20 protein-coding genes and 1 pseudogene are annotated in these 23,324 nt (G+C 62.1%); 8 read left to right on the plus strand and 13 right to left on the minus strand.

Annotation, left to right across the window (positions count from 1 at the left end; genetic code table 11):
- Positions 1 to 15 precede the first annotated feature (15 nt).
- The 5 genes from ACWAT4_RS29705 to ACWAT4_RS29725 all read right to left on the minus strand — a co-directional run bounded on the left by ACWAT4_RS29705 (position 16) and on the right by ACWAT4_RS29725 (position 6,233).
- Positions 16 to 789, minus strand: coding sequence for an SDR family NAD(P)-dependent oxidoreductase (locus tag ACWAT4_RS29705; RefSeq protein ID WP_449728728.1), 774 nt, complete (start codon positions 787 to 789; stop codon positions 16 to 18).
- On the minus strand, positions 789 to 2,000 hold the full coding sequence (locus ACWAT4_RS29710; RefSeq protein ID WP_449728729.1) for an acyl-CoA dehydrogenase: 1,212 nt from the start codon (positions 1,998 to 2,000) through the stop codon (positions 789 to 791). The genes ACWAT4_RS29705 and ACWAT4_RS29710 overlap by 1 nt, the downstream gene beginning before the upstream one ends.
- A 57-nt stretch (positions 2,001 to 2,057) precedes the next feature.
- Complete coding sequence (locus ACWAT4_RS29715; protein ID WP_449728730.1) at positions 2,058 to 3,275, minus strand: ABC transporter substrate-binding protein; 1,218 nt, start codon at positions 3,273 to 3,275, stop codon at positions 2,058 to 2,060.
- Positions 3,276 to 3,337: 62 nt separating this feature from the next.
- The gene (locus ACWAT4_RS29720; RefSeq protein WP_449728731.1) at positions 3,338 to 5,461 is read right to left on the minus strand and encodes an acetate--CoA ligase family protein; all 2,124 of its coding nucleotides are present in this window, start codon (positions 5,459 to 5,461) and stop codon (positions 3,338 to 3,340) included.
- 1 nt (position 5,462) lies between these two features.
- Positions 5,463 to 6,233: an enoyl-CoA hydratase/isomerase family protein gene (locus tag ACWAT4_RS29725; RefSeq protein WP_212424810.1), complete on the minus strand. Its 771-nt coding sequence runs from the start codon at positions 6,231 to 6,233 to the stop codon at positions 5,463 to 5,465.
- Between the two features lie 197 nt (positions 6,234 to 6,430).
- Between ACWAT4_RS29725 and ACWAT4_RS29730 the strand changes: the two genes are divergently transcribed.
- Complete coding sequence (locus ACWAT4_RS29730; RefSeq protein ID WP_449728732.1) at positions 6,431 to 7,408, plus strand: tripartite tricarboxylate transporter substrate binding protein; 978 nt, start codon at positions 6,431 to 6,433, stop codon at positions 7,406 to 7,408.
- Positions 7,409 to 7,429: 21 nt separating this feature from the next.
- Here ACWAT4_RS29730 and ACWAT4_RS29735 read toward each other — a convergent pair whose 3' ends face one another.
- Positions 7,430 to 8,128: a TetR/AcrR family transcriptional regulator gene (locus ACWAT4_RS29735; protein WP_249149061.1), complete on the minus strand. Its 699-nt coding sequence runs from the start codon at positions 8,126 to 8,128 to the stop codon at positions 7,430 to 7,432.
- Positions 8,129 to 8,226: 98 nt separating this feature from the next.
- Between ACWAT4_RS29735 and ACWAT4_RS29740 the strand changes: the two genes are divergently transcribed.
- Positions 8,227 to 9,111, plus strand: a complete 885-nt coding sequence (locus ACWAT4_RS29740) for an SMP-30/gluconolactonase/LRE family protein (protein ID WP_449728733.1) — start codon at positions 8,227 to 8,229, stop codon at positions 9,109 to 9,111.
- A gap of 12 nt (positions 9,112 to 9,123) precedes the next feature.
- Here the strand turns inward: ACWAT4_RS29740 and ACWAT4_RS29745 are convergent, their stop codons facing one another.
- Positions 9,124 to 10,041 (minus strand): LysR family transcriptional regulator, encoded by a 918-nt coding sequence (locus ACWAT4_RS29745; RefSeq protein ID WP_212297764.1) that lies wholly within the window; start codon positions 10,039 to 10,041, stop codon positions 9,124 to 9,126.
- A 164-nt stretch (positions 10,042 to 10,205) separates the two neighbouring features.
- On the opposite strand from ACWAT4_RS29745, the gene ACWAT4_RS29750 reads away from it, so the two are divergent.
- The 3 genes from ACWAT4_RS29750 to ACWAT4_RS29760 are packed head-to-tail and all read left to right on the plus strand — an operon-like array spanning position 10,206 to position 12,199.
- Complete coding sequence (locus tag ACWAT4_RS29750) at positions 10,206 to 11,297, plus strand: LLM class flavin-dependent oxidoreductase (RefSeq protein ID WP_212297763.1); 1,092 nt, start codon at positions 10,206 to 10,208, stop codon at positions 11,295 to 11,297.
- A gap of 50 nt (positions 11,298 to 11,347) precedes the next feature.
- Entirely contained in the window at positions 11,348 to 11,842 is a 495-nt protein-coding gene (locus ACWAT4_RS29755) for a flavin reductase family protein (protein WP_212297762.1), read from the plus strand.
- A 57-nt stretch (positions 11,843 to 11,899) separates the two neighbouring features.
- On the plus strand, positions 11,900 to 12,199 hold the full coding sequence (locus tag ACWAT4_RS29760) for a hypothetical protein (protein WP_212297761.1): 300 nt from the start codon (positions 11,900 to 11,902) through the stop codon (positions 12,197 to 12,199).
- Positions 12,200 to 12,802: 603 nt separating this feature from the next.
- Here ACWAT4_RS29760 and ACWAT4_RS29765 read toward each other — a convergent pair.
- The 6 genes and pseudogenes from ACWAT4_RS29765 to ACWAT4_RS29790 form a co-directional block, all read right to left on the minus strand.
- Positions 12,803 to 13,138, minus strand: a pseudogene (locus ACWAT4_RS29765) (ATP-binding protein); the annotation flags it as partial.
- A gap of 479 nt (positions 13,139 to 13,617) precedes the next feature.
- Complete coding sequence (gene pepD, locus ACWAT4_RS29770; protein ID WP_128944040.1) at positions 13,618 to 15,081, minus strand: beta-Ala-His dipeptidase; 1,464 nt, start codon at positions 15,079 to 15,081, stop codon at positions 13,618 to 13,620.
- Positions 15,082 to 15,103: 22 nt separating this feature from the next.
- Positions 15,104 to 16,024, minus strand: coding sequence for an ABC transporter permease (locus tag ACWAT4_RS29775; RefSeq protein WP_164939241.1), 921 nt, complete (start codon positions 16,022 to 16,024; stop codon positions 15,104 to 15,106).
- A 71-nt stretch (positions 16,025 to 16,095) separates the two neighbouring features.
- Complete coding sequence (locus ACWAT4_RS29780; RefSeq protein ID WP_128944042.1) at positions 16,096 to 17,634, minus strand: sugar ABC transporter ATP-binding protein; 1,539 nt, start codon at positions 17,632 to 17,634, stop codon at positions 16,096 to 16,098.
- A gap of 10 nt (positions 17,635 to 17,644) precedes the next feature.
- Positions 17,645 to 18,664 (minus strand): ABC transporter permease, encoded by a 1,020-nt coding sequence (locus ACWAT4_RS29785; RefSeq protein ID WP_128944043.1) that lies wholly within the window; start codon positions 18,662 to 18,664, stop codon positions 17,645 to 17,647.
- Between the two features lie 35 nt (positions 18,665 to 18,699).
- Positions 18,700 to 19,812 (minus strand): sugar ABC transporter substrate-binding protein, encoded by a 1,113-nt coding sequence (locus tag ACWAT4_RS29790; protein WP_128944044.1) that lies wholly within the window; start codon positions 19,810 to 19,812, stop codon positions 18,700 to 18,702.
- Positions 19,813 to 19,993: 181 nt separating this feature from the next.
- Between ACWAT4_RS29790 and ACWAT4_RS29795 the strand changes: the two genes are divergently transcribed.
- From ACWAT4_RS29795 to ACWAT4_RS29805, 3 genes are all read left to right on the plus strand, one after another.
- The gene (locus tag ACWAT4_RS29795; protein ID WP_091880819.1) at positions 19,994 to 20,803 is read left to right on the plus strand and encodes a transketolase; all 810 of its coding nucleotides are present in this window, start codon (positions 19,994 to 19,996) and stop codon (positions 20,801 to 20,803) included.
- The gene (locus tag ACWAT4_RS29800) at positions 20,803 to 21,771 is read left to right on the plus strand and encodes a transketolase family protein (RefSeq protein ID WP_128944045.1); all 969 of its coding nucleotides are present in this window, start codon (positions 20,803 to 20,805) and stop codon (positions 21,769 to 21,771) included. The genes ACWAT4_RS29795 and ACWAT4_RS29800 overlap by 1 nt, the downstream gene beginning before the upstream one ends.
- Before the next feature lie 81 nt (positions 21,772 to 21,852).
- Positions 21,853 to 23,322, plus strand: coding sequence for an FGGY family carbohydrate kinase (locus ACWAT4_RS29805; RefSeq protein ID WP_128944046.1), 1,470 nt, complete (start codon positions 21,853 to 21,855; stop codon positions 23,320 to 23,322).
- Positions 23,323 to 23,324 lie beyond the last annotated feature (2 nt).

Raw genomic sequence — 23,324 nt, forward strand, 5'->3', positions numbered from 1 at the left:
GACGACAATCGTTAACTAGGCGAGATAGCCGCCATCGACCGGCAAGATGACGCCGTTGACATAGGACGCCATCGCCGAGGCGAGGAAGACCACGGGCCCCGCGATCTCGTCGGGCTGTCCCACGCGCTTCATGGGGGTGCGCGCCATCAGGCCGGAGAGCCTCGCCGGATTGTCGCGGGTGCTCTCGCTCATCTCGGTCGCGATGATGCCGGGGGCAACCGCGTTGACCCGGATGCCATCGGGGGCGAGATCGCGGGCCAGTGCCTGCGTGAACAGCCTCACGGCTCCCTTGGACGGCGAATAGCCGAGCGTATTGCCCATGCCGCCGAAGCCCGCGACCGACGCGACATTGATGATGGTCCCTCGCGTCTTGCGCAGCGCCGGAATGAAGGCATGAACCACGTTGAAGGTGCCGTTGACGTTGACGTCAAACACCCGGCGCCAGTTCTCGTGGGCGCGCGGGCTGTCGATCGGCTCGCGAATGATGATGCCGGCGTTGTTGACGACGACGTCGGCGGGGCCAACCTCCTCGTCGACGCGCCTCGCCACGTCGCTGCACGCGGCGACATCGGTCACGTCGAGCGAATAGGCGGCCGCCTCCCTGCCTGCGCCCCTTATTTCGCGAGCGGCGGACTCTGCCTGGTCCTGCCTCAGATCGGTCACGACCACCCTCGCGCCCGCAGTGGCGACGCCGAGCGCGATGGCGCGTCCGATCCCCTGGCCCGCTCCCGTCACCACGACGAGACGATCCTTCAGCAAGCCGGGGCCCTGACCTTGGAGCGAGACCATCACTTGCCCCGCGCGAGCTGGAGAATGCGGTCGGCGATGATGCCGAGCTGGATCTCGGTCGTGCCGGCATAGATCGTCTCGGCGCGGGCCTGGAGATAGATCGCCTCGAAGCGTTGCCGCGCGACCTTGATCGCGGGGTTCTGCGGCAGCGAGGCCTGCGAGAGCAGCTCGAGGGCGAGCGCGGCAAAGCGCTGATGCGATTCGCTCCAATAGAGCTTTGCGAGACTGCCCCGCGCGCCGATCTTGTCGCCGCTCGCGAGCGCCTCGACGGCGGTCTCGACATGCGCCTTCAGCACCTCGATCTCGACCGCGACCTCGCCGAGCCGGACCGCATAATGCCTGTCAGCAACCATCGCGGACAGCGCCGCGTCCGCCTTGCAGGCCGAAATCAGATGGCGCAGCTCGTTCTCGAAGCGCCAGGCACGGTACATGCGGTTGGTCGCCCGCTCGATCTCCAGCACGCGGATGGCTGCCGCCCACCCCTCGTCGGGCGCGCCGATCGCGTCAGCCTGCGCGACCTCGACCTCGTCGAAGAAAACCTCGCAAAAGCTCTCGCGCCCATCGATCGACTTGATGGTGCGCACGCGCACGCCCTTGGCATCGAGCGGCACCGCGAACATGGCAAGGCCGCGATGGCGGTCCTCCAGCGGTCCAGTGCGGGCGAGCACCAGGCAGCGCTGCGCGCGATAGGCGCCGCTGGTCCAGATCTTCTGGCCGTTGATCCGCCAACCGTCCCCGTTCCTCGTGGCTCGCGTGCGAAGGCCGGCAAGATCGGAGCCGGCTTCCGGCTCGGAAAATCCCTGGCACCAGATGTTTCGCATCTCGAGGATCGCGGGCAGGAAGCGCCGTTTCTGCTCCTCGGTCCCGACCGCGAGAATGATGGGGCCGGCGAGCTCCTTTCCGATCGAGTTGACGCTCTCCGGCATCGCAAGGCGGCCGATTTCCTGATTGGCGATCAGATGCTCGCGCAGGGAACGTCCATGTCCGCCATAGGCTTGCGGCCAGGTGATGCCGGTCAGCCCGGCGCGGTACATTGCCGCTTCCCAGGCGACCGACTGCGCAAGCGTGGGCGGCGCGAACGCGACGCTGTCGCTGCGGAAACTGGCAGGCAGATTGGCGCGCAGCCAGCGATACATCACATCGCGATAGGCTTCGCCGGTCAGGTTCTCACCTGTTTCCGGAAGGATCGATACCGCTTCAAGTGCACTCATCGCCTGCTTTCCTGCTTTCGCCATCTGTGCCGCCACGTCCTGCCGGCTTGCCGTCCATCAGTGCGACTTGAGCAGCGCGCAGGCGCTCTCCGATGCCGGCCGCCACGCATCCTCCGGCGCGATCGTGCCGGTGATCTCGTAATAATCGTAGGTGTATTTGGACTCCGCCGGCGTCTTGATCCGCGCGACATAGAGCGGGCGCATGACCTGGCCGTCAGCCCTGATGCTGACATTCTTCATCTCGAAGTCGTTGATCGGCGTGTTCTTCATCTGCCGCATCACGGCGTCGCCGTCGTCGGACCCGGCGGCGTCGACCGCCTTCAGATAATGCGTGATGGCGCTGTAAGTGGCCGCCTTGCCCTCGTTGAGAAGCTGGCCGCCCGTCGCCTCGGCATAACGCTTGGCAAAGGCCCGGCTCTCCGGCGTCATGTCCCAGTAGAAAGGCGTCGTGAGCCGGACGTTCTGGAGATCCTTGAGGCCGATGCCGTGCGTCTGGCTTATCATCAGCCCCAACGGGACCAGCAATTGCGACTTGTTCAGTCCGAACTCCTGGGCCTGCTTGATTGCGTTGGCGAAGTCCGCGCCCGAATTGGCGAGCGCAATTGCCTTGGCACCACTGGCCTGTGCCGTCAGCAGGAATGAAGACAGATCCGACGAGTTGAGCGGATGCAGCACCGAGCCCACCACCTTGCCGCCGCCCGCCTCGATGAACTTGGTCGCGTCCGCCTGCCACGCCTTGCCGAAGGCGTAGTCCACCGTCAGGAAGAACCAGCTGTCGATGCCCTGCGCGAGCAGCGCCTTCACCGTGGCCTTCGGCTGGGCATAGGTGTCGACCACCCATTGCGTGGTCATGGGCGAGCATTTTTCGTTGGTGAAGAACGAACCCGCCGTACCCGCCAGCATGTAGGGCTTCTTGCGGTTCTTCATGATGTCCTGCACCGCCAGCGCGATCGACGAGGCCGAGCAGCCGACGATGGCATCGACGCCTTCGTTGTCGACCCAGCGCAGCGCGATGGCGACACCGACATCGGGCTTGTTCTGGTCATCGGCGGTCACGAGCTCGATCTTCTTGCCGCCGACCGTTCCGCCGAAATCGGCGACGGCGAGCTTGGCGGCTGCCACCGAGCCGAGGCCGCAATTGTCGGCATAGGGACCGTTCTGGTCGTTCATGATGCCGATCTTGATGACGTCACCGGAGATACCCTGCGCGGACAGCGGCGCATTCGGGAGCAGCAAGGCAATCATGCCGAGTGCAGCAATCGTCGATCTTTTCACCGTTTCCTCCTGCTTTTACGCGTTTCCTTTAGGCCGACTTCTGCCGGCTCTCCTTGTCTGACTCAGCGAGTTGGCTGCGCTCCGTGCGGGATCAGCAGCGCATCGAGCGCCACGGCTCCCTCGCCTTCGGCACGCAACAGCAGCGGGTTGACGTCGATCTCCGCGACTGTCTCGGCATGTGCGGCGGCAAAGCGCGACAGCGCGGCAACGGCTCGGGCCGCAGCGTCGAGATCGGCGCGTGGCCGACCGCGCGCACCGTCGAGCACGGCGAAGGCCTTCAGCGATTTCAGCATCACCAACGCCTGCGTTTCGCTGACCGGCGCCATCTGCACGGCGGAGTCCTGCAGGATCTCCGCGAAGATGCCGCCGAGGCCGACCATCACGACCGGCCCGAACACCGGATCGATGCGGCTGCCGAGGATGAGCTCGGCGACGCCCCTGGCCATCGGCGCCACGATCACGCCGTCAATCGTCGCATGCGGCGCCTTGGTGGCGACGCTGTCGCGCATCTGGGCATAGGCTCGCCGCACCTCAGCTTCCGAGCCTAGGCCGACGACCACGCCGCCGGCCTCAGTCTTGTGGGGCAGATCGGGCGAGGCAATCTTCAACACCACGGGGTAGCCGATGTCAGAAGCAGCACGCGCCGCCGCATCGGCGTCCTGAACGAGGCGCTCGGCCAGGACCGGAACACCCGCCTCGGCAAGCGCGCGCTTGGCGCCGAGCTCGTGGCGGAATGCGTCGGCGGCAAGCGGCTGCGCCGGCTCGACGACCGCAGGCACGTCCTGCGAACGCTTCGATGCCGCCTGCAGGCGCACCAGCGCGGCGATGGAGGCGCAGCAGCCATCGAAGCTTTCCACCGTGGGGAAGCCCAGCGCGTGCAGCTCGGCCAGCGCATCCTCCGGACCGTCGACGCACAGGATGACCGGGCGGTGCGGAAACTGCGCGCGGATGTTGCGCAGCGTCTGCATGTAGATGGAGCGCAGCCGCGGCAGGTGCAGCGAGAACGGCAATGGCAGGATCACCGTATCGGCGCGCTCGTCCGCGACGACGGCGAACATGATCTTCTCCAGAAGATCGGGGCGGCTCGACATCTGTGCCGTCGCGTCGACCGGATTGCGGGCCGATGCAAACGGCACCAGCTCCAGAATCTGGCGCTGCGTCTCCTGCCCGAGCTCTGGCAACGTCAGCCCGGCCGACTGCGCCGCATCCGCGAGCAGCACGCCAAAGCCGCCCGACGCGGTGAGGATCGCCACGCCAGGGCCTTTCGGCAGCCGGTCTGGCAGCAGGATCGATGCGGCATGGCCGAGATCGATCAGCTCGTCGATACTGCGGACGCGCACGGCCCCGCAACGGGCAAACAGCGCGTCGAACACCGCGTCCGATCCGGCCATCGCGCCGGTGTGCGAGGCGGCTGCGGCCTGGCCTGCCGCCGACGTCCCGATCTTCATCGCGATGACGGGCTTGCCGGCATCACGCGCCTCCTCCAGCGCCGAGATCAGGCGGCCGGCATCGCGGCAAGCCTCGAGGCAGCACAGGATCACCTTCGTGGCGGGATCGCGCGCCATCCAGGCAATACCGTCCGCGATATCGACATCGCACTCGTTGCCCGTGGTGATGAAACGGCTGACGCCGACACCACGCTCGCTGGCAAGCCGCATCGTGTAGCTGCCGAGATTGCCGCTCTGCGACACGATGCCGAGCGAGCCAGCCGCCGGCATGCTGTGTTCGAGCACGATCGAAAAGGTCGCGATGCTCTTCTCGGCGACGCTGACCGCGCCGAGACAGTTCGGCCCCAGCAGGCGCATGCCGCTGTCTCGCGCGGCCACGCGCAGCCGGTCCTGCATCGCGCGGCCCTGCTCGCCAAGCTCCGCGAAGCCCGATGAGAACACGACGACGCTGCGTACGCCGCGCGCGGCGCACTGCTCGACGGCCTCGCCCGCGCGCTCCGCATCGACCGCGATGATGGCGAGATCGGGCGCCTCCGGCACCTCGGCGACGGATGCATAGGCCTTGAGGCCCTGCACCGTCGCGGCCTTCGGATTGACCGGATAGATGCGACCTGCATAGCCGTGGCGGCGCAGCAGGTCGACCGGCCGACCACCGATCTTGGTCGCCTCCTGCGAGGCGCCGATGATCGCGATCGAGCGCGGCGACATCAGCGCGTCGAGACTTTGTCCCGGCCGCATCTCAGCGCCCCTTGAACACCGGCGCGCGCTTCTCCAGGAACGCCATCCGCGCTTCCTTGGCGTCTTCGGTCTTGGACAGGGCCATGGTGATGTTCTGCTCGAAGCGATAGGCATCGCGCGGCGGCATCAACTCGACCATGTTTGCCGCGTTCTTGGCATATTCCATCGCGATCGGGCTCTTCGAGGCGATCTCCTGCGCGAGCTTCATCGCTTCGGGAATCAGATTTTCCTTGGTGGTGCAGGCCTCGATGATGCCGAGGCGGTAGAGCTCGGCGGCCGGCACGCGATAGCCGGTGAAGAACATGCGGCGCATCAGCGAGCGGCCGAACAATGTGTTCAACATGGCCGCGCCGCCGGCGAGACCCACGTTGATCTCGGGCATGCCGAAAACCGCTTCCTCGCAGGCGTAGAAGATGTCGCAGGAGGCCATCAGGCCCACACCCGCGCCGAGCGCAACACCGTTGATCGCCGCGATGACCGGCTTTGAACATTCGCGGATGCAGTTGCCGGTCTCGCGCGTGATCCGGTTATGACTGTGAAACGCGCCGACCTTCGCCGGGTCCGGACGATCCTTCAGATCCGCGCCGCTGCAAAACACCTTCCCGGCTCCGGTCAGGATCGCAACCCTGACATCGCTGCGCTCGGAGATCTCGTCGAACACGCTGACGATGCGGTCACGCATCGCGCGATCGAGCGCGTTCACGGGAGGACGGTTCAGCGTCACCAGCGCGATGTGATCGGACACTTCGAGAGTGACGATATCTCCTGACATGGCTTCCTCCTGGGCTTTTGCTTGTCTTGTGCTTGTCTTGCTGGCGCTGCCAGTCTCGCCTGACCGATCGGTCAGCCTTCTCGCTGATAGCACCAAGAGCCGGGGCTGGCAATATCCCGCTGATGGACTATTGACTGACCGATCGGTCAGTCGATAGGTTCGCTCGCAATCAAGGAGCGACACCAAGGAGGACGCGCATGCACAGGATCAGCCGACGCCAGGCGACAACTCTGATCGCCGGCGCCCTCGCCGCGCCGCTTGGCGCTCCCGCTATCGTCAGGGCGCGCTCGTCACAGATCTTCATCATCGTGCCCTACGCCCCGGGCGGCTCGATCGACAGCCTGATGCGCTCGATCGCGAAGGTCATGGCGGAGAACCTCGACCAGCCGGTCCTGGTGGACAACAAGCCCGGCGCCAACGGCATCGTCGGATCGCAATATGTGGCGCGGGCGCCGAAGGACGGATCGGTCCTCCTGGCCGGCGGCACCGGTCCGATTTCGCTGAACGTGCTGTTGCGCAAGAACCTGCCCTACAAGCTCGAGGATTTTGCCTCCGTCGCCATGCTCTGCAACGGACCGTTGTCGCTGACGGTGAACGCACGAACGCCCGCCACCGACGTGAAGAGCTTCGTCACGTATGCCAAGGGACGCGACAAGCCGCTGTTTTACGCCACGCTCGGTCCCGGCAGCGTCACGCATCTGTTCGGGATCATGATGAGCAAATCGATGGGATTTGCCGTCACCGACGTTGCCTATCGCAACAATCCGGCCTCCATCATGGAAACGCTGTCGGGGGAATGCGACCTCAATTTCGCAACGCCCGCCGCCGTCATTGAGCACGCCCGCAGCGGTCAGCTCCGCATCCTCGCGCTCTCATCGGAGAAGCGCATGGCGAGTTTTCCCGAGATACCGACGCTGGCCGAGTCCGGCTATCCCGACCTCACGGCCTCGTTCTGGACCGCGCTGCACGCGCCCGCGGGCACGCCCCGCGACGTCATCGCGCGATTGAACGCAGCAGCCAACGCGGCGATGCAGAAGCCCGAGATCGCAAAGCAACTGGAGATCGACGGCCTGGTGACCGACACAGGTGCGCCGGAACGGCTCGATGCTCAGTTGACCAAGGATGCCGCGCTCTGGGGACCCGTCATCAAGGCGCAGAATATCGTTCTGGAATAAGGCGGGGCCGCCACCCGCCGGTCAGCGTGACTTGCGCCGGCCGGTCTTGGACGGCTCCTTGGACGGCTCCTTGGGCGGCGCAGCGCCGGGAAGCGCGACCAGTTCGCCGCTTCGCAAGCCGTTGAAAATCATGTCGAAGAAAATATCCGCGATCTGCTCGGGGGTTGCGGATTTGTTGGGATTGTACCAGCGATGCATCCAGTTGAGCGAGGACAGGATCAGCCGCCCGGTCATGGGAACGTCGACCTTGCGGATTTCGCCGGCGTCGATCGCTTCCTGGATCAGGCCGCGCAGAAAATTCTCAAAACGGTCGCGGCGCGTCAACCGCTCCTTCTGCCGCTGGCGGTCCGGATCGTTCCAGAACGCGGTCGTAGAGGCGATCCAGGCCCAGCGGTAGCGCCGGAAGTACTCGGCCGTGGCGACCATGAACGCACGAATCTTCTGCGAGGGCGTTCCGTCCGGAATGCGATCGCGCACGAACAGATAAAGCTCCAGCGTGGAGCCGACCGCCACGCGCGCGTAGATCTCGTCCTTGTTGGAGAAGTGATGATAGAGCAGCGATTTGGAGATACCGCAGGCGAGCGCGATATCCCGCATCGAGGTGCCTTCGAATCCCTTGCTGGCGAACAGTCGCCCGGCCTCGGCGAGAATCTGCAGCACCCGGTCCGAGGCCTCGGCCTGGTTCGCAACGCCGTCCCTCATCGTTGACAGTTCAGTCATGAACTCCGCAATCCATTCGTCAGCCCGCGAGTCTTTGGAATGAAACTAGGTTTTCACCGACCGACCGGTCAAGCCCGGCGATACCAAAGCGCGGGGCCATGAGCACGACCTTGATCACACGGGTCGGCACGACCAAGGACCAGCTCGGCGAGAGCCCGGTATGGGACGAGCGCCGGCAACGCCTCTTCTGGATCGACGCGCTCGCCGGATTGATCCGCGCGCGCGATCCCGTCACCGGCGCGGCCGAACAGTTCGGCGTCCCCGCGCCGATCGGCTCACTGGCCCTGCGCGACGACGGCGGCGCGGTGCTCGCGCTGCGCCATGGATTTGCGCGCTACGATTTCGACACGCATGTCCTGACGGAAGACCCGTCGATCGGGCTCGAGCACCCCAAGGTGCGGCTGAACGACGGCAAAGCCGATCCCCAAGGACGCTTCGTGGCCGGCACCATGCACGGCGACCGCACTCCCGACGAAGCGCCGCAAGGCGGTCTCTATCGCCTGGACGCTACGGGCGCGGTGGAGCTCTTGGAAACGGATCTCGCCGTGAGCAACGGACCGTGCTTCAGCCCCGACGGCCAGACGTTCTACCTCGCGGACAGCGCCAGACGGATCATCTGGGCCTATGACTACAGCCAGAACGGCCCTCTCGCGAACAAACGCGTTTTCGTCGACACCGAGGCGCTGCAGTCGGGCTGCGACGGCGCAACGGTCGATTCGCAGGGCTACCTCTGGTCCGTCCTCGTGCGCATCGGCAAGGTCGCGCGATTTGCGCCGGACGGGACGATCGCGCGCATCATCGACATGCCGATCCGTCACCCGACCAGCGTGACGTTCGGCGGAGCCGATCTCGATGTTCTCTACGTGACGTCGATCTCGCGGAGCCACGCCCTCAGGGACGATCACCCCGATGCCGGCGGCCTGTTCGCCGTGGAAGGCCTCGGCGTTCGCGGATTGCCGGCGCACAGGTTTGCCTCGGACTGACCGTCTCCTCGATTACTGCGCTGATCGCTTGATCTGCTTCGGCACGTTCTCCGCCATGTAGTCCACGAAAACCCTGATCTTCTCCGGCAGATAGCTGCTCTGAAGAAACGTCGCGTAGATCCCTTCGTCGAAGGTGGAATTCGTCACCCGGAAGCCCGGCAGCAGGCGTGTCAGGCGCCCCCTCTTCAACTCCTCCGCCACGGTGTAGTCGTCGAGCAGCGCGATCCCGTGCCCGCTGACGGCGAGATCGCACAGCACCACGCCGTTGTTGCTGCTGAGGGACGACGGCACGATGATCTCGCGCAGCCTGTTCCTGCGCATGAATTTCCAGACCACATCGTCGGGGCCCATCCAGTAGGTCAGGCAGTTGTGGTGAGTGATGTCATCGGGTTCACGCAATTTCGGCATCCGGCCGACATAGTCCGGCGACGCCACGAGGATCCGCTCGCTCCTCAGCATTCGCCGCTGCATCAGGCCCGGGTCCTTCGCCGTCTGGATCTGGAAGTCGACGTCGAATTCATCTTCGCGAAGCTGGGGACGCCGCTCGGACAGACGCAGCTCGACCTTCAGCTCCGGATACAACTTCTGAAAGCCTGGAATCAACGGCGAGAGCACCTTGATGCCGAATAGCGTCCGCGAGTGAACCCGCAGCGTTCCGCGTGGCGCGGTCTGGAGCGAGAGCGCGGCAGCTTCGGCGTCTTCGATGCCGTGCAACACCTGCTCGGTCCGCTGGAAGAAGATCTTGCCGGCATCGGTCAAGCCGAGATGGCGCGTGCTCCGGTTCAGAAGCTGCACACCGAGCTGTGCCTCGAGCTCGCCGATGTAGCGCGACACCGACGCCGGCGAGAGCCCGACGCGGCGCCCGGCCGCGGAAAAGCTGCCCTCCCGGACGGCGCTCACGAACAATTCCATGGCCTGGAGGCGGTTCATCGATCTTTTCATATTCTGCAAAGGACATACTCAGATTACGCCAATTGTTCGAAAAAGCTCAAGGTCATATCGTCATGAGAACGCGTCGCAAGAGCGACCGTGGCGGATCGCAAAAGCGACCGCGGGATCGCAAGAGCGACCGCGATGTGGTGGAGGACGTATCCATGGAATTCGGCGTATTCATTCTCGCGCAGCAGCGCGGCTATCATCAAACCTCGCAGCAAGTCATCAACAACGCGGTCGAGCAGACGGTTGCCGCCGAGCATGCCGGCTTCGATACGGCCTGGTACGCCGAACATCATTTCAACAATTACAGCCTGTGTCCCTCACCGCTGATGATGGTCGCGCATTGCGCCGGCCTGACCAAGCGCATCCGCCTCGGCTCGGCCGTTTGCGTGCTGCCGCTGTATCATCCGGCACGGCTGCTCGGCGAAATCGGCTTTGCAGATACGGTCTCGAACGGCCGCCTCGATCTCGGCATCGGCTCCGGCTACCAGAAGTTCGAGTTCGACCGCTTCGGCGTCGATCTCGATCATTCGCACGCGCTGTTCGCCGAATTCTACGATGTGCTCCACGCCGGCATGAAAGAGCACATCTTCTCCTATTCCGGCCAGCACCTGAAGATGCCGCCGACCGCCATCGCGGTGCGCACGGTGCAGACGCCGATGCCGCCAATCTGGGTCACGTCGGGCCACGGCGAGACGCTCGGCCGCGCCATTCGCGACAACCACAATCTGTTCGTCACCGCGCTATTGAACGGCCTCGACGCCATCAAGGCCTTGCGCGAACGGCTCGAGGGGATTGCGGCCAAGGAAGGCCGCTCCATCGACAACACCCGTTTCGGCTTCCTGCGCTGCGCCTATGCCAGCGACAATGAGAGCGAGATCCAGTCATATCTGGACAATGCGCGCTTCCAACGCCGTCTTTCCGAAAGCCTGAAATTCCGGCGCGCCCAGAGCGACGACGGCTATCTGATCAAGGAGGAGGCCGGGCCGAACGACATGAGCCTGGAGACGATGCGCAGCAACCTGCCCGTCGGAAGCGTCAACCAGGTGATCGACCGCATGCTGGAAGAAATCAGCATTCTCAAGCCGACCCACATCGCGCTTCAGACCCAGCTCGGCGATTTCGATCAGCGCACGATGCTGCGCCAGATCGAATTGTGGGGCAGCAAGATCATTCCCGCGATCCGGAAAGAGCTGAAGGCCGGCCGAGCCGGACACGGCACGACTGCTGGCGAAGCGGTTTCGGCATAGCGCAGCCCCGCCGAGCCAGGAGGTACGTCATGGGATGTCAGATGTCTCAAATGACCGATTTCCGCTCAGTCGAAGCCGCCGAATTCCGGCTGGCCATGCGCAACTTGGCGAGCGGCGTCGCGATCGTGGCGACGGGGACGCAGGCGATGCGGCGCGGGCTGACGGTGAGCTCCGTCACCTCGCTGTGCATGGAGCCACCCTGTCTGCTCGTCGGTGTCAATAAGAGCTCCGAAACGCATGCCGCCATTCTCGCCAATGGCTGCTTCGGGATCAGTCTCCTCGGCAGTGGGCAAGAGGATCTGGCGCTGCGTTTCGCCGGCGGCGCCAAAGGCATCGACCGCTTCGCGACGGCAGCGTGGGAGCAAGGCATTCTCGACGTGCCATTGCTTGAACCCGCGATCGGCACGCTGGAATGCGTGCTGCATCATCACCAGATGGTCGGCACACACGGTCTCTTCATCGGCAGGATCGTGGCCACCCGCGGCGGCAATGGCGATCCTCTTGTCAATTTTCAGGGCGCGCTGCGCGCCTTGCCACAGGCATAGCCGGCCTGCGATGGCGCCGGACCGGAATCGCCAGGGAGCCAGAACAGGAGCGGCGGCGTGATCATCGAATGTTTCGACGGCGGCATCGTCCGGCTCAGCGAGCCGCTCGACTTCCGCAGGTTCAAGCTGGTGCTGCACGCCGATGTCGGGTCCGGAACGCTGGCCTGGCCGGGGATCACGCTGCTCGACGATCGTGACGCGCTCGTCTCGGTTGACCTGGTCCCCACGCTGGCAGGACGCCCTGATGATGCCAGCTGGGATCAGCGTTTTGCCGAGATGGTCGACAAGGCCCGCGAGCACGGCTGGATCGATGCCGAACGGCACGCGATCCGCGCTCATATCGAACGAATAACCTGAGACGGTCCCTCAGATCCTTGCCCGCACAGATTTTCCGCGCTTCGGGGAACAAGCGGCGCTGCTGGCTGGGGCGGGAGGGATCGAACCTCCGAATGGCGGAATCAAAACCTGCTTGATTATTCAACGATTTCAGAGCGCGTTTGGAAAAAAGCACAGAATTGTGCCTCAGCAATATCAATAGGTTGGCGGTTGTTTCCAAATGGGCTCGGAGACGGGCGCAGATTTAGCAGCCACGGCACCGTTCGATAGCAACCCATCAGCGATAGGCGATGTCGCCGGGTAGGTTCAAATCCGGGAGGCGCAACACCCAATTCTTGCGACTGATTGAAAATCCGGTTCCGCGACTAGTTGCGTAGAAGCTGGCTCCAAGGCGCTGCTCCCGGCCGCGTCGATGCCGCCTGTAATTGTGCCTTGACTTGGTTCGATCTGCGCGGGAATTGCGACAGGTGCCTACGTTGCACGGCGCTCCTGATTGGCCGAGATCAGAGCCATACTGCCCGAACTTGTTGGCGAGCGCGCCCGGCAGAATGCTTCTTTGATCCGCCTCTTATCATCGCCTGCAAGCGGCGAGACTTTCCCGGCCTTCGTTCAGCTATTGCTGAGGAGGCGAGCATGGCGGCCGTCGCCCCCGCGCGAGAGTGAGCGCCCCGAGCAGCCGGGGCAGCCGTTGATAGAGCACCGAGCGTTGGTCCCGGCAAGCCGTGTGGCCCAATGCGCAAGCAATCCAGCTCTTACGATGATGAGCAGGTTCTGATGTCGGTCGATCCACTCGCCGGCGACGAGCTTTTCGAACAGCGGCTTGTCGAGCCCGCGCGGCGCCTTCATGTCGATATCCTCGACAACCGCGTTCTGCCGGAGGCCGGCAAACCTTAACCGAGCGACCAGCCGCTTGTTCTCGCGTCTGGTCGCCTCACGGTCGACCAGCGGTGCGAGGCGCTCCTCGGACCTTTTAACAAACTGGTGATTGTTTCTGATTGCAGCAGCCAGGTTCCGAGCGGCCGACGGTCACCCGCTTCGCTCCGCAATCGGCAAGCATGGCCGCAGAAGCGTCGTCCGTGACTGGCCTGCCGCTTCATCGCTGCAGTCCTGTGCGCCGATTTCCAACCGCGGCGCCGCCAATGGCGGAACGAACCAACGTCAGAGGCGGGCATATCACCGTGTCGATGAAAGGAGAAAGACCGGCATATCTCGTCGCAGTCGGCGCAAGCTCGTCCGGCGATCAGTCCGTGCCGTTCATCTTCCACTTACTATCCAGCTGCGGCCGGGGACGATATTCCGCCTGAGCACCTCGTCAAATCTCGGGACTGGGAAATTACATACGAAACCCTTAGCGGTGACGGCACTGCTTCTCGTGTGAGTTGATTTTCGAAAGAATGCATGATGTTGGCGGCGAACCCCGTCGCAGCCGAGTCTGGACATCAGTCTTTCAGACGACCAACAAAGTCACGGACCACCTTCCACGAGCGAGCTACCGACCGATGGTTTACGCGTTCCTTCGTGGAGTGTAGATGCTGCAGCTCGGTACCAATGCCGACTGTATCCAATCGAGGTATGCGGTTGACAAAAAAACCGAGTTCCAGGCTGCAGGACGATACGAGGACCTCCGGTACGCGGCCGTGCACGGCCTCGAAAGCTGCGACGGCTGCCGGTACGGACTTCGAATTCGGGGTAGGTGGAAATTCGGGTGCATCCAGTCCGAACTGCTTGAATTCCGTACCGCCACCCGCCATTTCCGCCAAGTGCCGCATGCGTTCGAAAATGTCGTGTTTGCGTGAGGACACACCCGCCGTGATCGTGCACGTGAAGGTCAGTCCGGCATCAGTGTCGCGGACTGTGCCAAGATTGCTCGAACTCTCGACGAGGCCGTCGATTGACCTGCTCATGCTGATGACCCCATTCGGCAGTAGTGCGGCAATCCGGCCCACTCGATGGGTCGCACTCTTAGAGTAGACGCGCGACGGCAGTGCGGCCTCGGTCACGGTGACCCTGAGGCCGGGATCCGCAACCGAAAACTCCTTCGTAAGCGTAGTATTGAGTTCCATGACTTCTTTGACGACGGCCGCCCCGTCCGCCATCTGGACGACGAGCACGAGTTCGCCGTGTGCTGGAATGACGTTGTTCTGCGCACCACCCGCGAACCGGGCGACCCGGACGTCGTATTTCTTCGCCAGTGAGTTGAGCATGCGTGCCAGGACCACAATGCCGTTGGCACGCTCGAGATGAATGTCGAATTCGCAATGCCCGCCGAGAAGACCACTGATGGCAAGCGTGAGTGCCTGGGTGTTTGGTGGTGTGCTTACCCACTCGGCGTTGACATCGATCGTGCAGGAGATGTCGCCCGCGCAGCCCGCAAGAATCTGCTCGTCGGTCACCCAGTTGAAGTCAACCATCCGGGTGCCCTCGAGCTGCGAGACGTCGAATTCAGACGCCCCAACTTTCCCCATCTCCTCCATGACTGTCATCACTGCTTCCAGGGGCGGATGGGCGATATCTTTGGAGTCCAGCAACGCCAGGATGAACGAGCATCCAATTCCATTGTCCGCGCCGAGAGACGTCCGATCCGCTCGGATGTAGTCGCCGTCAACCACCAGTTTGATGCCGTCCTTCGTGAAGTCGTGCTCTACGCCGGGGTCCTTCTCGCAAACCATGTCCATGTGGCCATGAAGGATGAGAGCTGGCGCGTTCTCGTAGCCTGGCGTGCCGGGCTTTTTCACGAGCACGTTGTACATCTTGTCCTGGCGCGCTTCGAGACCGCGTTCCTTGGCGAACTTGACGATGTAGTCGCTGACCTGCTTCTCGTTTTGCGAACCCCGCGGGATCGACGAAAGAGCGGCGAAATGGCTGAACACTTCCTTGGGTTCAAGCTGTTCGATGTTAGTCACGGAATCCTCCCATCTATGCTCGCTATTTCACGAACTTCAGCTTGGCGCGGTCGATTGTCAGAATGACTGCGAGGATGATGACCATCCCATATACGATCTGCTGATAACGCGGGTCGACCCCGACCACGGAGCTGCCAACTGGAATGAGAGCGATGATCATCGATCCGACGATCACGTTAAGCGCACTGCCCACCCCACCCGTCAGGGCCACGCCGCCGCAGATCGTTGCCGCGATTGACGGCAGAAGCAGACCCACGCCAAGACCGGACGCCGAAGCTGTTCCCTGCTGCGCGGTTAGAACGATGCCTGCCAGGGCCGCGAATGCACCCGAGATGGTGAAGACCGCCACTGTTACGACTGCAGTCGGAACCCCGGACATGACCGCCGCCCGCTCGTTGAGACCCATAGCCTTCACGAAGGCGCCGAAGCGGGTCCAGCGCATGACGGCCCATGCCAGGACGGCGAGCGCGAGCCCGATAAACACGGCAGCGGAGTATCCGCAGATCTGAAAACTGTCCAGCCAGTCGATGAACTCGCGGTTCTCTGACACGTACACTGTGGTCTCGTTCGCGATCACAAGCGAAAGCGACTGCCAAACGCCGATCGCGCCAAGTGTGACGGCAAACGACGGCACCTGGAAATAGCTGATGACCATCCCGTTGGCGAATCCGGCCGCCGCGCCGATCAGGATGGTAACGACAGGGGCGAACACACCAAGAGGCTCAAGAAGCTGGGCAACCGACACGGAGGCGAGCACAGCGAGGGTCGCGCTCGACAAATCGATGCGACCGAGCTGGATCACGCCGAACTGGCCGAGGCCGAGCAGTAGAATCGGGATGGCCTGATACGCGAGGATTTCGAGACCGACGCCACTGACAAAGCTCGGCTGGAAAATCGAAATGATACCGAGAAGGATCAACAGCACGGCGAGCGGCGCGAACACCTTGAGATCTCCCGAGCCCAACCTGGCTGTCGACCTGTCCGCGGGCGAATTCACGTGAGTGGCCTCTATAGTCATATCATTTTTGCCACAAGTTCGGCATGGGTCGGGATCGCGCCGGAGTTGAGGTCGAACGTCGCTGTTATTTCTCCATCGCGCATGACAGTAATGGTGTCCGCCAGAGAGATCGCTTCTTCAAGAGTGTCCGCGATGAGCAAGACGGCGGCTCCCTCCTCGCAAGCAGCGAAGATCTGCGTGCTAACGTCCTCGCGGGCGCCCGGATCGATGCCTCGGGTCGGATGGTCGAGAATGAGCAGAGAAAGTTGACAATTCTCGAGCCATTTCGCGAGCACCACCTTCTGCTGATTGCCCCCACTCAAGGAAGCGATGTCAGCATCCGGAATGGGCGGACGGATATCCAACTTCGAAATCCATTCCTTCGTCCTGTCGCGCCGCGCCGTCGGATTCACGAAAATAGAGGATGCGCGCTCACCGCGATGGGTGAGCTGAAGGTTCTCCGCAACGCTCATGCCCGCCACCATGCTTTCGAGCTTTCGCTCGGAAGGAAGATACGCGACCCCGCCGTAAACACTTCCCCGCAGGCTCGGGCGCGAAACGACCTTTCCGTTGTAACGCACGGCACCTGAATCGAACTCTTCCGCGCCGAAGACGGCGCGACAGACCTCCTCCCGGCCGGAACGGTTCGTGCCGACGAGGGCATGGATCTCGCCGCTGCGAACCTTCAGGGAAATGTCAGAGAATTTTCCCTTCGCGCCGAGGCCCTCAAGATCAAGGACAACAGCGCTGTCGCGTAAGGACTTGTTGCGCTCGCGCGACGTGGTCGCCGCTTGTCGTCCAGTCATCAAGCGGAAGAGTTCATCTGCGTTGACTTCACTGGTCAGATGCTCGCCGACGACTTCACTGTTGCGCATAACACAGATCCGATCACAAAACTTCATCACCTCGTCGAGGCGATGCGACACGAAGATCACGGAACCGATTTCCTTCAGCCGTCGGACTTCCTGCTCGAGCTGCTGAATATCGTTGTCCTCCAGCACCGAAGTCGGCTCGTCGAGGACGATGATCGGCTGCACTCCCGGTTGCCGGCTAATCTGTAGCGCCTTGGCGATTTCGACCATCTGCCGATCGGCGAAGGAAAGATCCTCGACCTTGGATTTCGGATTGATATTGGAGCCAATCCGCTTGAGGATCTCTGCCGCTTCCTCATTGATCTTACGCCAGTTGTAGATCCCGAAGCGAACCTTACAGTCCTTATTGCCCGACTTCGTCGCACGCGTCGACATCAGGATGTTTTCCGCGACCGAGAGATTGACGACCAGGGACTGCTCTTGGTGGACGACTCCTACCCCAGCAGACGCAGCTGCAGCAGGGTTGCTGAAGGTCCTCTTTTGTCCGTAGACAAGAATGTCTCCGGTGTCAGGCTGGTATATCCCCGAGAGGACCTTGAGGAGGCTGGACTTGCCAGCGCCGTTCTCGCCGATTAGCCCGAGCACCTCATGGGTGCGAACACTGAGGCTGACGTTGTTGAGCGCCCTTACGGGGCCGAAGCTCTTCGACACGTTGCATAGAGAGAGAGGGATTGTCTCCTGCATGGCCGATCTCCTACTTGACGATACGCAGACGCGAGCGCTGGCTGAAAGCTGTCGCTACGACAGCAACCACGATGACGAGCCCCGAAACTGCGCGTTGAAATACCGGGCTCACTCCCAGGAGGATCAGGCCGTTGTTGATGATGACCACGAGTAGAACGCCGCAGATCGAGTTGACAACACCCCCCCGGCCTCCGGAAAGCAATGTTCCTCCGATCACGGCGGCAGCAATCGTCTGGAAAAGTTGGCCACTGCCGAGGTCAACGACGCCGACACCGAGGCGACTGCTACCGATCACGCCGGCCAGCGCACTGCAGAAGCCTGCGAGAGCAAAGACGTAGACCTTGTGGCGGTTGACTGCTACGGCGTTTAGAGACGCGATGTTCTCGTCCGCGCCGATCGCATAGGTGAATCTGCCCATTAATGTATTGTCACTGACGAACTTGGCGACCATCACGAAGACGACAGAAACCACGAAGGCATTTGAGACGCCGAGCGGCGAGGCGCTCGCCCAGGTGCGCGTCAGGTGCCCGGAAAGCTGGGGGACGGAGTCACCGAAGAGAACGGTTGCTATGCCGAGGCCGATGAACCAAGTGCCCAGAGACACCATGAAAGACGGAACCCGGAAGACCGTATGGATGACGCCAGTCAGCAGGCCCATCAACGTTCCCGCGAACAGCGCGATCAGGGGCGCTCCGATTCCGAGATCCACGGAGTTCACGCTGTTGGCGGAAAGAAGCACGAAGATCAGCGCAGCAGTCGCCATCACTCCCTCGATGGAGAGGTCGATGCATCCCATCAGGATGACGAACGATGCTCCCATGGCGAGAATGAACGGGATGGATGCCTGGTCGGTGATCGCCCTGAAGTTCTCCCATGTAAGGAAGGTCGACGGCCGCAGGACCGACAGGATCAGGACTACCACGACGAGAGCGGCGAGAGGGCCAAGCCATTCCTTCTTCAAGCCGGGCTTCGATCCGGCGGACACAAGAGCACGATGGCCATTGGAAATTAGATTATCGGAATGCAACATAACTCTCTCGCTTCACTTCTGTGCGGCGCCGAGAATTACTTTAGCTCAGGGCCAACAAAGCGCGCGAACAGGCCCTTGTTGACTTCGGCCATGATCTCGTCTCCGGTTGGCGGCTTAAGCTGCTGCTTGACGTTCGATTTATCGACCCCGAACTGCGAGTAGTTGCCAGCGCGCTGCTCGTGAGTCAGCTTGGAAACATCGAGCTTGCCGATCGCGGCGTCGTAGGCCATCGCTAGGCCGAGAGCGCCGTTGTAGTAGCCGTCGGAAGAATAAGTGTCGATGAAGTTGGGGCCGCTATCGATCAGCTTGAGGGCTTCTTCAGTGTTGTCGTTGCCGGAAAACTTAACTTCGCCGACGCGGCCAGCATCCTGGAATGCGGCATAGGCCCCGAGGGTCATGGAGTCGCTAGCTGCCCACACACCCTTGATTTGGTCGCCATATTTGGTCAGCAGCGTCTTCGTGATGTCATAGGCCTTCTGGCGGTCCCAGCCAGCCGCTTGCGTGTCGAGGATCTTGACGTCGGGGAAGTCCTTGAGCGCCTCGTTCATGCCGTCGTAGCGCTGCTTGGATGGCGGACTGTCGAGAACGCCCTTAAACGCGATAATGCCGCCCTTGCCACCCATTGCAGTAAAGAGTGACTTGCCCGTCCATTTGCCAGCCGAATAGCCGTCATAGGTGAGATGAGCGACGTAATTCGGCGAAACATCCCAGGGATTGTAGCCTTCCGGCTTGTTCCACTGCGTCGTGATGAAGCCGCCAGAGCGCGTGACCGCCTTGACGATAGCGGGGACGTCCGCGCTGTTGATTGGGTTGATGGTTACGACGACTTTCTTGCCCGCGGCGATTGTCGCCTGGATCTGCGCCAACTGCTGCTGCGAATCGCCGTTGGAAACGATCGTTTTTAGTGGAAGACCAACCGAGTCCGCGAATGCCTGCGAACCTGCCGCCCACTGGAGCATATAGGGGTTGGTATTCGTTTGGATGACTGTGACGAGCTGTATGTCGCTCTTGTCGAGGCCGCCAGCCATCACAGCCGACTGCATCGTCATTGCCAGTACCGCAGTTCCCGCGAGTCCCAGCATCTTGCGACGCGTGACCGCACCAGCGCCGATAGCAAAAATAAAATGCGTGTTGCCGAATTTTTCCATTTGAAACTCCTCCCGCTGCCCTTTGCAGACGCGGCGATGTAAACTGTCTTGAATATTAAGCTCAATAAGAATAATTATTCAGAACTCGTCAGCTCTCGCCGCTAGCAGCGAGCCGACTTGACAAATCCAGCCTCATGCCCAATCATATCAAACTTGAATATTTATTCCGTACGAGGTTTACATGCACGAAGACGATCTCGACCGCATCGCTCAAGAGATACGCCTTCGCGATCTGAAAGCGGTATACGAGGCCGGCGCCGGCCATATTGGCGGGGAAATGTCGGCAATCGACATCCTGACCGCGCTCTATTTCCGCGTACTACGCGTCTGGCCGGATCAGCCGAAACACCCCCACCGCGATCGGTTCGTGCTCTCGAAGGGACATGTCGCCCTTGCGCTGTATGTCACGTTGGCAAAGCGGGGATTCATTCCGGAGGAGGAGATATCCGCGTTCCTGAAGCCGCTCTCGCGCCTCAATGGCCACCCGAACTGCAACAAGGTACCGGGCGTAGAAACAAACACTGGTCCTCTCGGGCATGGTCTTCCGGTTGCTGTCGGGATGGCGAAGGCGGCGAAGGTGACTGGAGCGAACTACCACACCTATGTCATGACCGGAGACGGCGAGATGCAGGAAGGCTCGAACTGGGAGGCCATCGCCTCCGCGGCACAATTCCGTCTAGACAATCTGACTTTGATCATTGACCACAATCGCTTCCAGCAGGGGGCCTCGCTCGGAGACACAAACAATCTCGCGCCTTTCCCGAACAAGCTAGAAGCCTTTGGATGGGATGTAACCGAAATCAACGGCAACGCGATGGGCGAGATTGTCCCGGCGCTGAAGAAACGTGGCAATCGCCCGCATTGCGTCGTAGCCCATACTAACAAGGGCCAGGGCATCTCCTTTATGCAGGACACGGTTGACTGGCACCACAAGGTGCCCAACGCCGAACAGTACAAAATCGCAGTGGCCGAGCTTTCGGGGACCCTTTGATGAATGCCGTGACAATTTCTCCAAAGCTTCATGACTGCCGCGACGCCTTTGTCGGCGTTCTGGAGCGCCTGGGCGCCGACAATCCGAAGATCGTTGCTGTCTGCAATGATTCCGTCGGCTCGTCCAAGCTCGGCGGCTTCAAGTCCAAGTGGCCCGAGCGTCTCGTCAACGTCGGGATCGCCGAGCAGAACATGGTTGGGGTGGGCGCTGGTCTCGCCAACGGCGGCCTGCTGCCGTTCGTCTGCGGCGCCGCTTGCTTCCTGACGGGCAGATCGCTGGAGCAGATCAAGGCGGACATCGCCTATTCCAATGCGAACGTGAAGCTGATTGGCATCTCGTCGGGCATGGCCTACGGCGAACTCGGCCCGACTCATCATTCCGTTGAGGACTTCGCTTGGACGAGAGTCCTGCCAAACTTGCCCGTCGTGGCACCTTGCGATTCGATCGAGACTGCTGCTGCCGTGGAGTGGGCCGCCAGCTATCAGGGTCCCGTATTCCTCCGTCTATCCCGTGTCGGCGTTCCGGATCTGCTTCCCGCCGACCACAAGTTCGAACTGGCCAAGGCCAATCTGCTGCGCAACGGCGACGCAATTACACTGATTGCCAACGGCACCCTGACCCATCGCATGATGAAGGCAGCCGCCATTCTCGCTGAACAGGGTATCGAGGCGCGTGTCCTCAACATGGCGACCGTGCGTCCGATCGACGTCGAGGCCGTCGTCGCTGCGTCGCGCGACACTGGTGCCATTCTGACCGCGGAGGAGCATTCGACCTTCGGCGGCCTGGGTTCGGCCATCGCCGAAGTCGTGGTCGCGGAGGCTCCCGTCTCGATGAAAATCCTGGGCGTTCCGGGCATATTCGCACCTACAGGCTCCGCGGAGTTCCTGCTCGACGAGTTTGGCATGTCTCCCCTCGCCATAGCCGAAGTCGCGCTGTCGCTTATCGCACGAAAGTCTTCGAGCGCATGAACGTGCGCGTTTAGATTTCGTGTGGGGCGCCGCAAGTCTTTCCTTTCATCGCGCCTCGATGTTGTGCTTTCCGGAGCCATCATGAATACCGCCATCCTTGCCATTGACCAAGGCACCACGAATTCTAAGGCCGTACTGGTCTCGACCGACGGACAGATCCTGTCGCGCGGCGCCTCTCCGGTTGGCATCGAGCACCCGCAGCCGGGCTGGGTTGAACAGAACCCTATTCGTCTTTGGGAGTCTGTTCTTGAAGCGGTTGCCGCCTGTTTGGAGGCAGGTCCCGATCTCGATATCGTCGGCATCGCCATTTCCAACCAGCGCGAATCCGTCACCATCTGGGATGCCGAAACTGGCGAGCCTCTTGGTCCCGTCCTGAGTTGGCAGTGCCGCCGAACCGCGTCCGCGTGTGCCGATTTGATTTCCTCCGGACATGCACCGCGTGTTCAGGCGCTCACTGGGTTGCCGATTGATCCGATGTTTCCCGGCCCGAAGATGAGGTGGCTGCTGGACCGCGCGCCCGCTGGGCGCGCCATCCGCCTCGGCACCATCGACACCTGGCTGATCAATTGCATCACCGACGGGGCAGTTCACGCCTGCGATTCAGCCAATGCAGCCCGAAGCCAACTCTACGACATTAACCGTCAGGTCTGGAGTGACGAGCTTTGCGACCTCTTCGGCGTTGCCAAGTCCGTGCTGCCTGAGGTTCGAGACAGTTCCTCCCTTTTCGGAGTCACCAAGGACGTTCCAGGCCTCAGGAACGGCATCCCGATAGCCTCAGCGATTGGTGACAGTCATGCCGCTCTCTTCGGTCACGGCGCATTCAATCCTGGCGACGGCAAGGTGACTTTCGGAACGGGTTCTTCGATCATGACCACTCTGCCCCGTTTCATTGCGCCCCAACGGGGCATCACCACGACGATTGCCTGGTCGATCGGCGGCAGGCCAACATACGCCTTCGAAGGTAACATTCTGGTTTCAGCCGCCGCCTTGCCGTGGATGGCGGATATGCTCGGCATCCCCAATGTTCAGTCACTGATCGAACTCGCCGCCACTGCCGAGCCTGGTGGCCCCGGCTTTGTTCCTGCGTTCGTCGGCCTCGGCTCGCCCTACTGGCATTCCGATGCCCGCGCACTGTTTTCCGGAATCACTTTCAACACGAGCCGTGCCCAGATGGCGCGTGCTGCGACTGATGCTATCGCCTTCCAGGCCTACGACGTGTTCAAGGCGATGTCTTTGCAGTCTCCAACGCGGCTCGGAAGTCTCTATGCCGACGGAGGTCCGAGCAAGAATCCCTTCCTCATGCAATGCGTCGCCGATACCTTGAACCACGCGATAATCCAGTGCGACGCTCCGGAAGCTTCGGCTCTCGGCGCAGCCTATCTCGCAGGTCTCTCGCTTGGGGTCTGGCTGGACCTCGCCGCGATCGCGGCTCTTCCGCGCGCTGTGACGACGCTTGCGCCCCGTCCGTCGGATGTGGCCGATCGGCTGCTCGTATGGCAGGACGCGATCTACCGCTCGACCGCTCAGCGGGCTTCGACTATGAACGAATAAAA

Source organism: Bradyrhizobium sp. T-1 (assembly GCF_053592855.1).

Bases quoted from the DNA above. Each gene is read 5' to 3' on its own strand.
- ACWAT4_RS29705 (WP_449728728.1), bottom strand. From the start codon at position 789: ATGGTCTCGCTCCAAGGTCAGGGCCCCGGCTTGCTGAAGGATCGTCTC.
- ACWAT4_RS29785 (WP_128944043.1), bottom strand. From the start codon at position 18,664: ATGTTGCATTCCGATAATCTAATTTCCAATGGCCATCGTGCTCTTGTG.
- ACWAT4_RS29710 (WP_449728729.1), bottom strand. From the start codon at position 2,000: ATGAGTGCACTTGAAGCGGTATCGATCCTTCCGGAAACAGGTGAGAAC.
- ACWAT4_RS29740 (WP_449728733.1), top strand. From the start codon at position 8,227: ATGAGCACGACCTTGATCACACGGGTCGGCACGACCAAGGACCAGCTC.
- ACWAT4_RS29800 (WP_128944045.1), top strand. From the start codon at position 20,803: ATGAATGCCGTGACAATTTCTCCAAAGCTTCATGACTGCCGCGACGCC.
- ACWAT4_RS29735 (WP_249149061.1), bottom strand. From the start codon at position 8,128: ATGACTGAACTGTCAACGATGAGGGACGGCGTTGCGAACCAGGCCGAG.
- ACWAT4_RS29780 (WP_128944042.1), bottom strand. From the start codon at position 17,634: ATGCAGGAGACAATCCCTCTCTCTCTATGCAACGTGTCGAAGAGCTTC.
- ACWAT4_RS29750 (WP_212297763.1), top strand. From the start codon at position 10,206: ATGGAATTCGGCGTATTCATTCTCGCGCAGCAGCGCGGCTATCATCAA.
- ACWAT4_RS29790 (WP_128944044.1), bottom strand. From the start codon at position 19,812: ATGGAAAAATTCGGCAACACGCATTTTATTTTTGCTATCGGCGCTGGT.
- ACWAT4_RS29720 (WP_449728731.1), bottom strand. From the start codon at position 5,461: ATGCGGCCGGGACAAAGTCTCGACGCGCTGATGTCGCCGCGCTCGATC.
- ACWAT4_RS29755 (WP_212297762.1), top strand. From the start codon at position 11,348: ATGACCGATTTCCGCTCAGTCGAAGCCGCCGAATTCCGGCTGGCCATG.
- ACWAT4_RS29725 (WP_212424810.1), bottom strand. From the start codon at position 6,233: ATGTCAGGAGATATCGTCACTCTCGAAGTGTCCGATCACATCGCGCTG.
- ACWAT4_RS29795 (WP_091880819.1), top strand. From the start codon at position 19,994: ATGCACGAAGACGATCTCGACCGCATCGCTCAAGAGATACGCCTTCGC.
- ACWAT4_RS29745 (WP_212297764.1), bottom strand. From the start codon at position 10,041: ATGAACCGCCTCCAGGCCATGGAATTGTTCGTGAGCGCCGTCCGGGAG.
- ACWAT4_RS29730 (WP_449728732.1), top strand. From the start codon at position 6,431: ATGCACAGGATCAGCCGACGCCAGGCGACAACTCTGATCGCCGGCGCC.
- ACWAT4_RS29805 (WP_128944046.1), top strand. From the start codon at position 21,853: ATGAATACCGCCATCCTTGCCATTGACCAAGGCACCACGAATTCTAAG.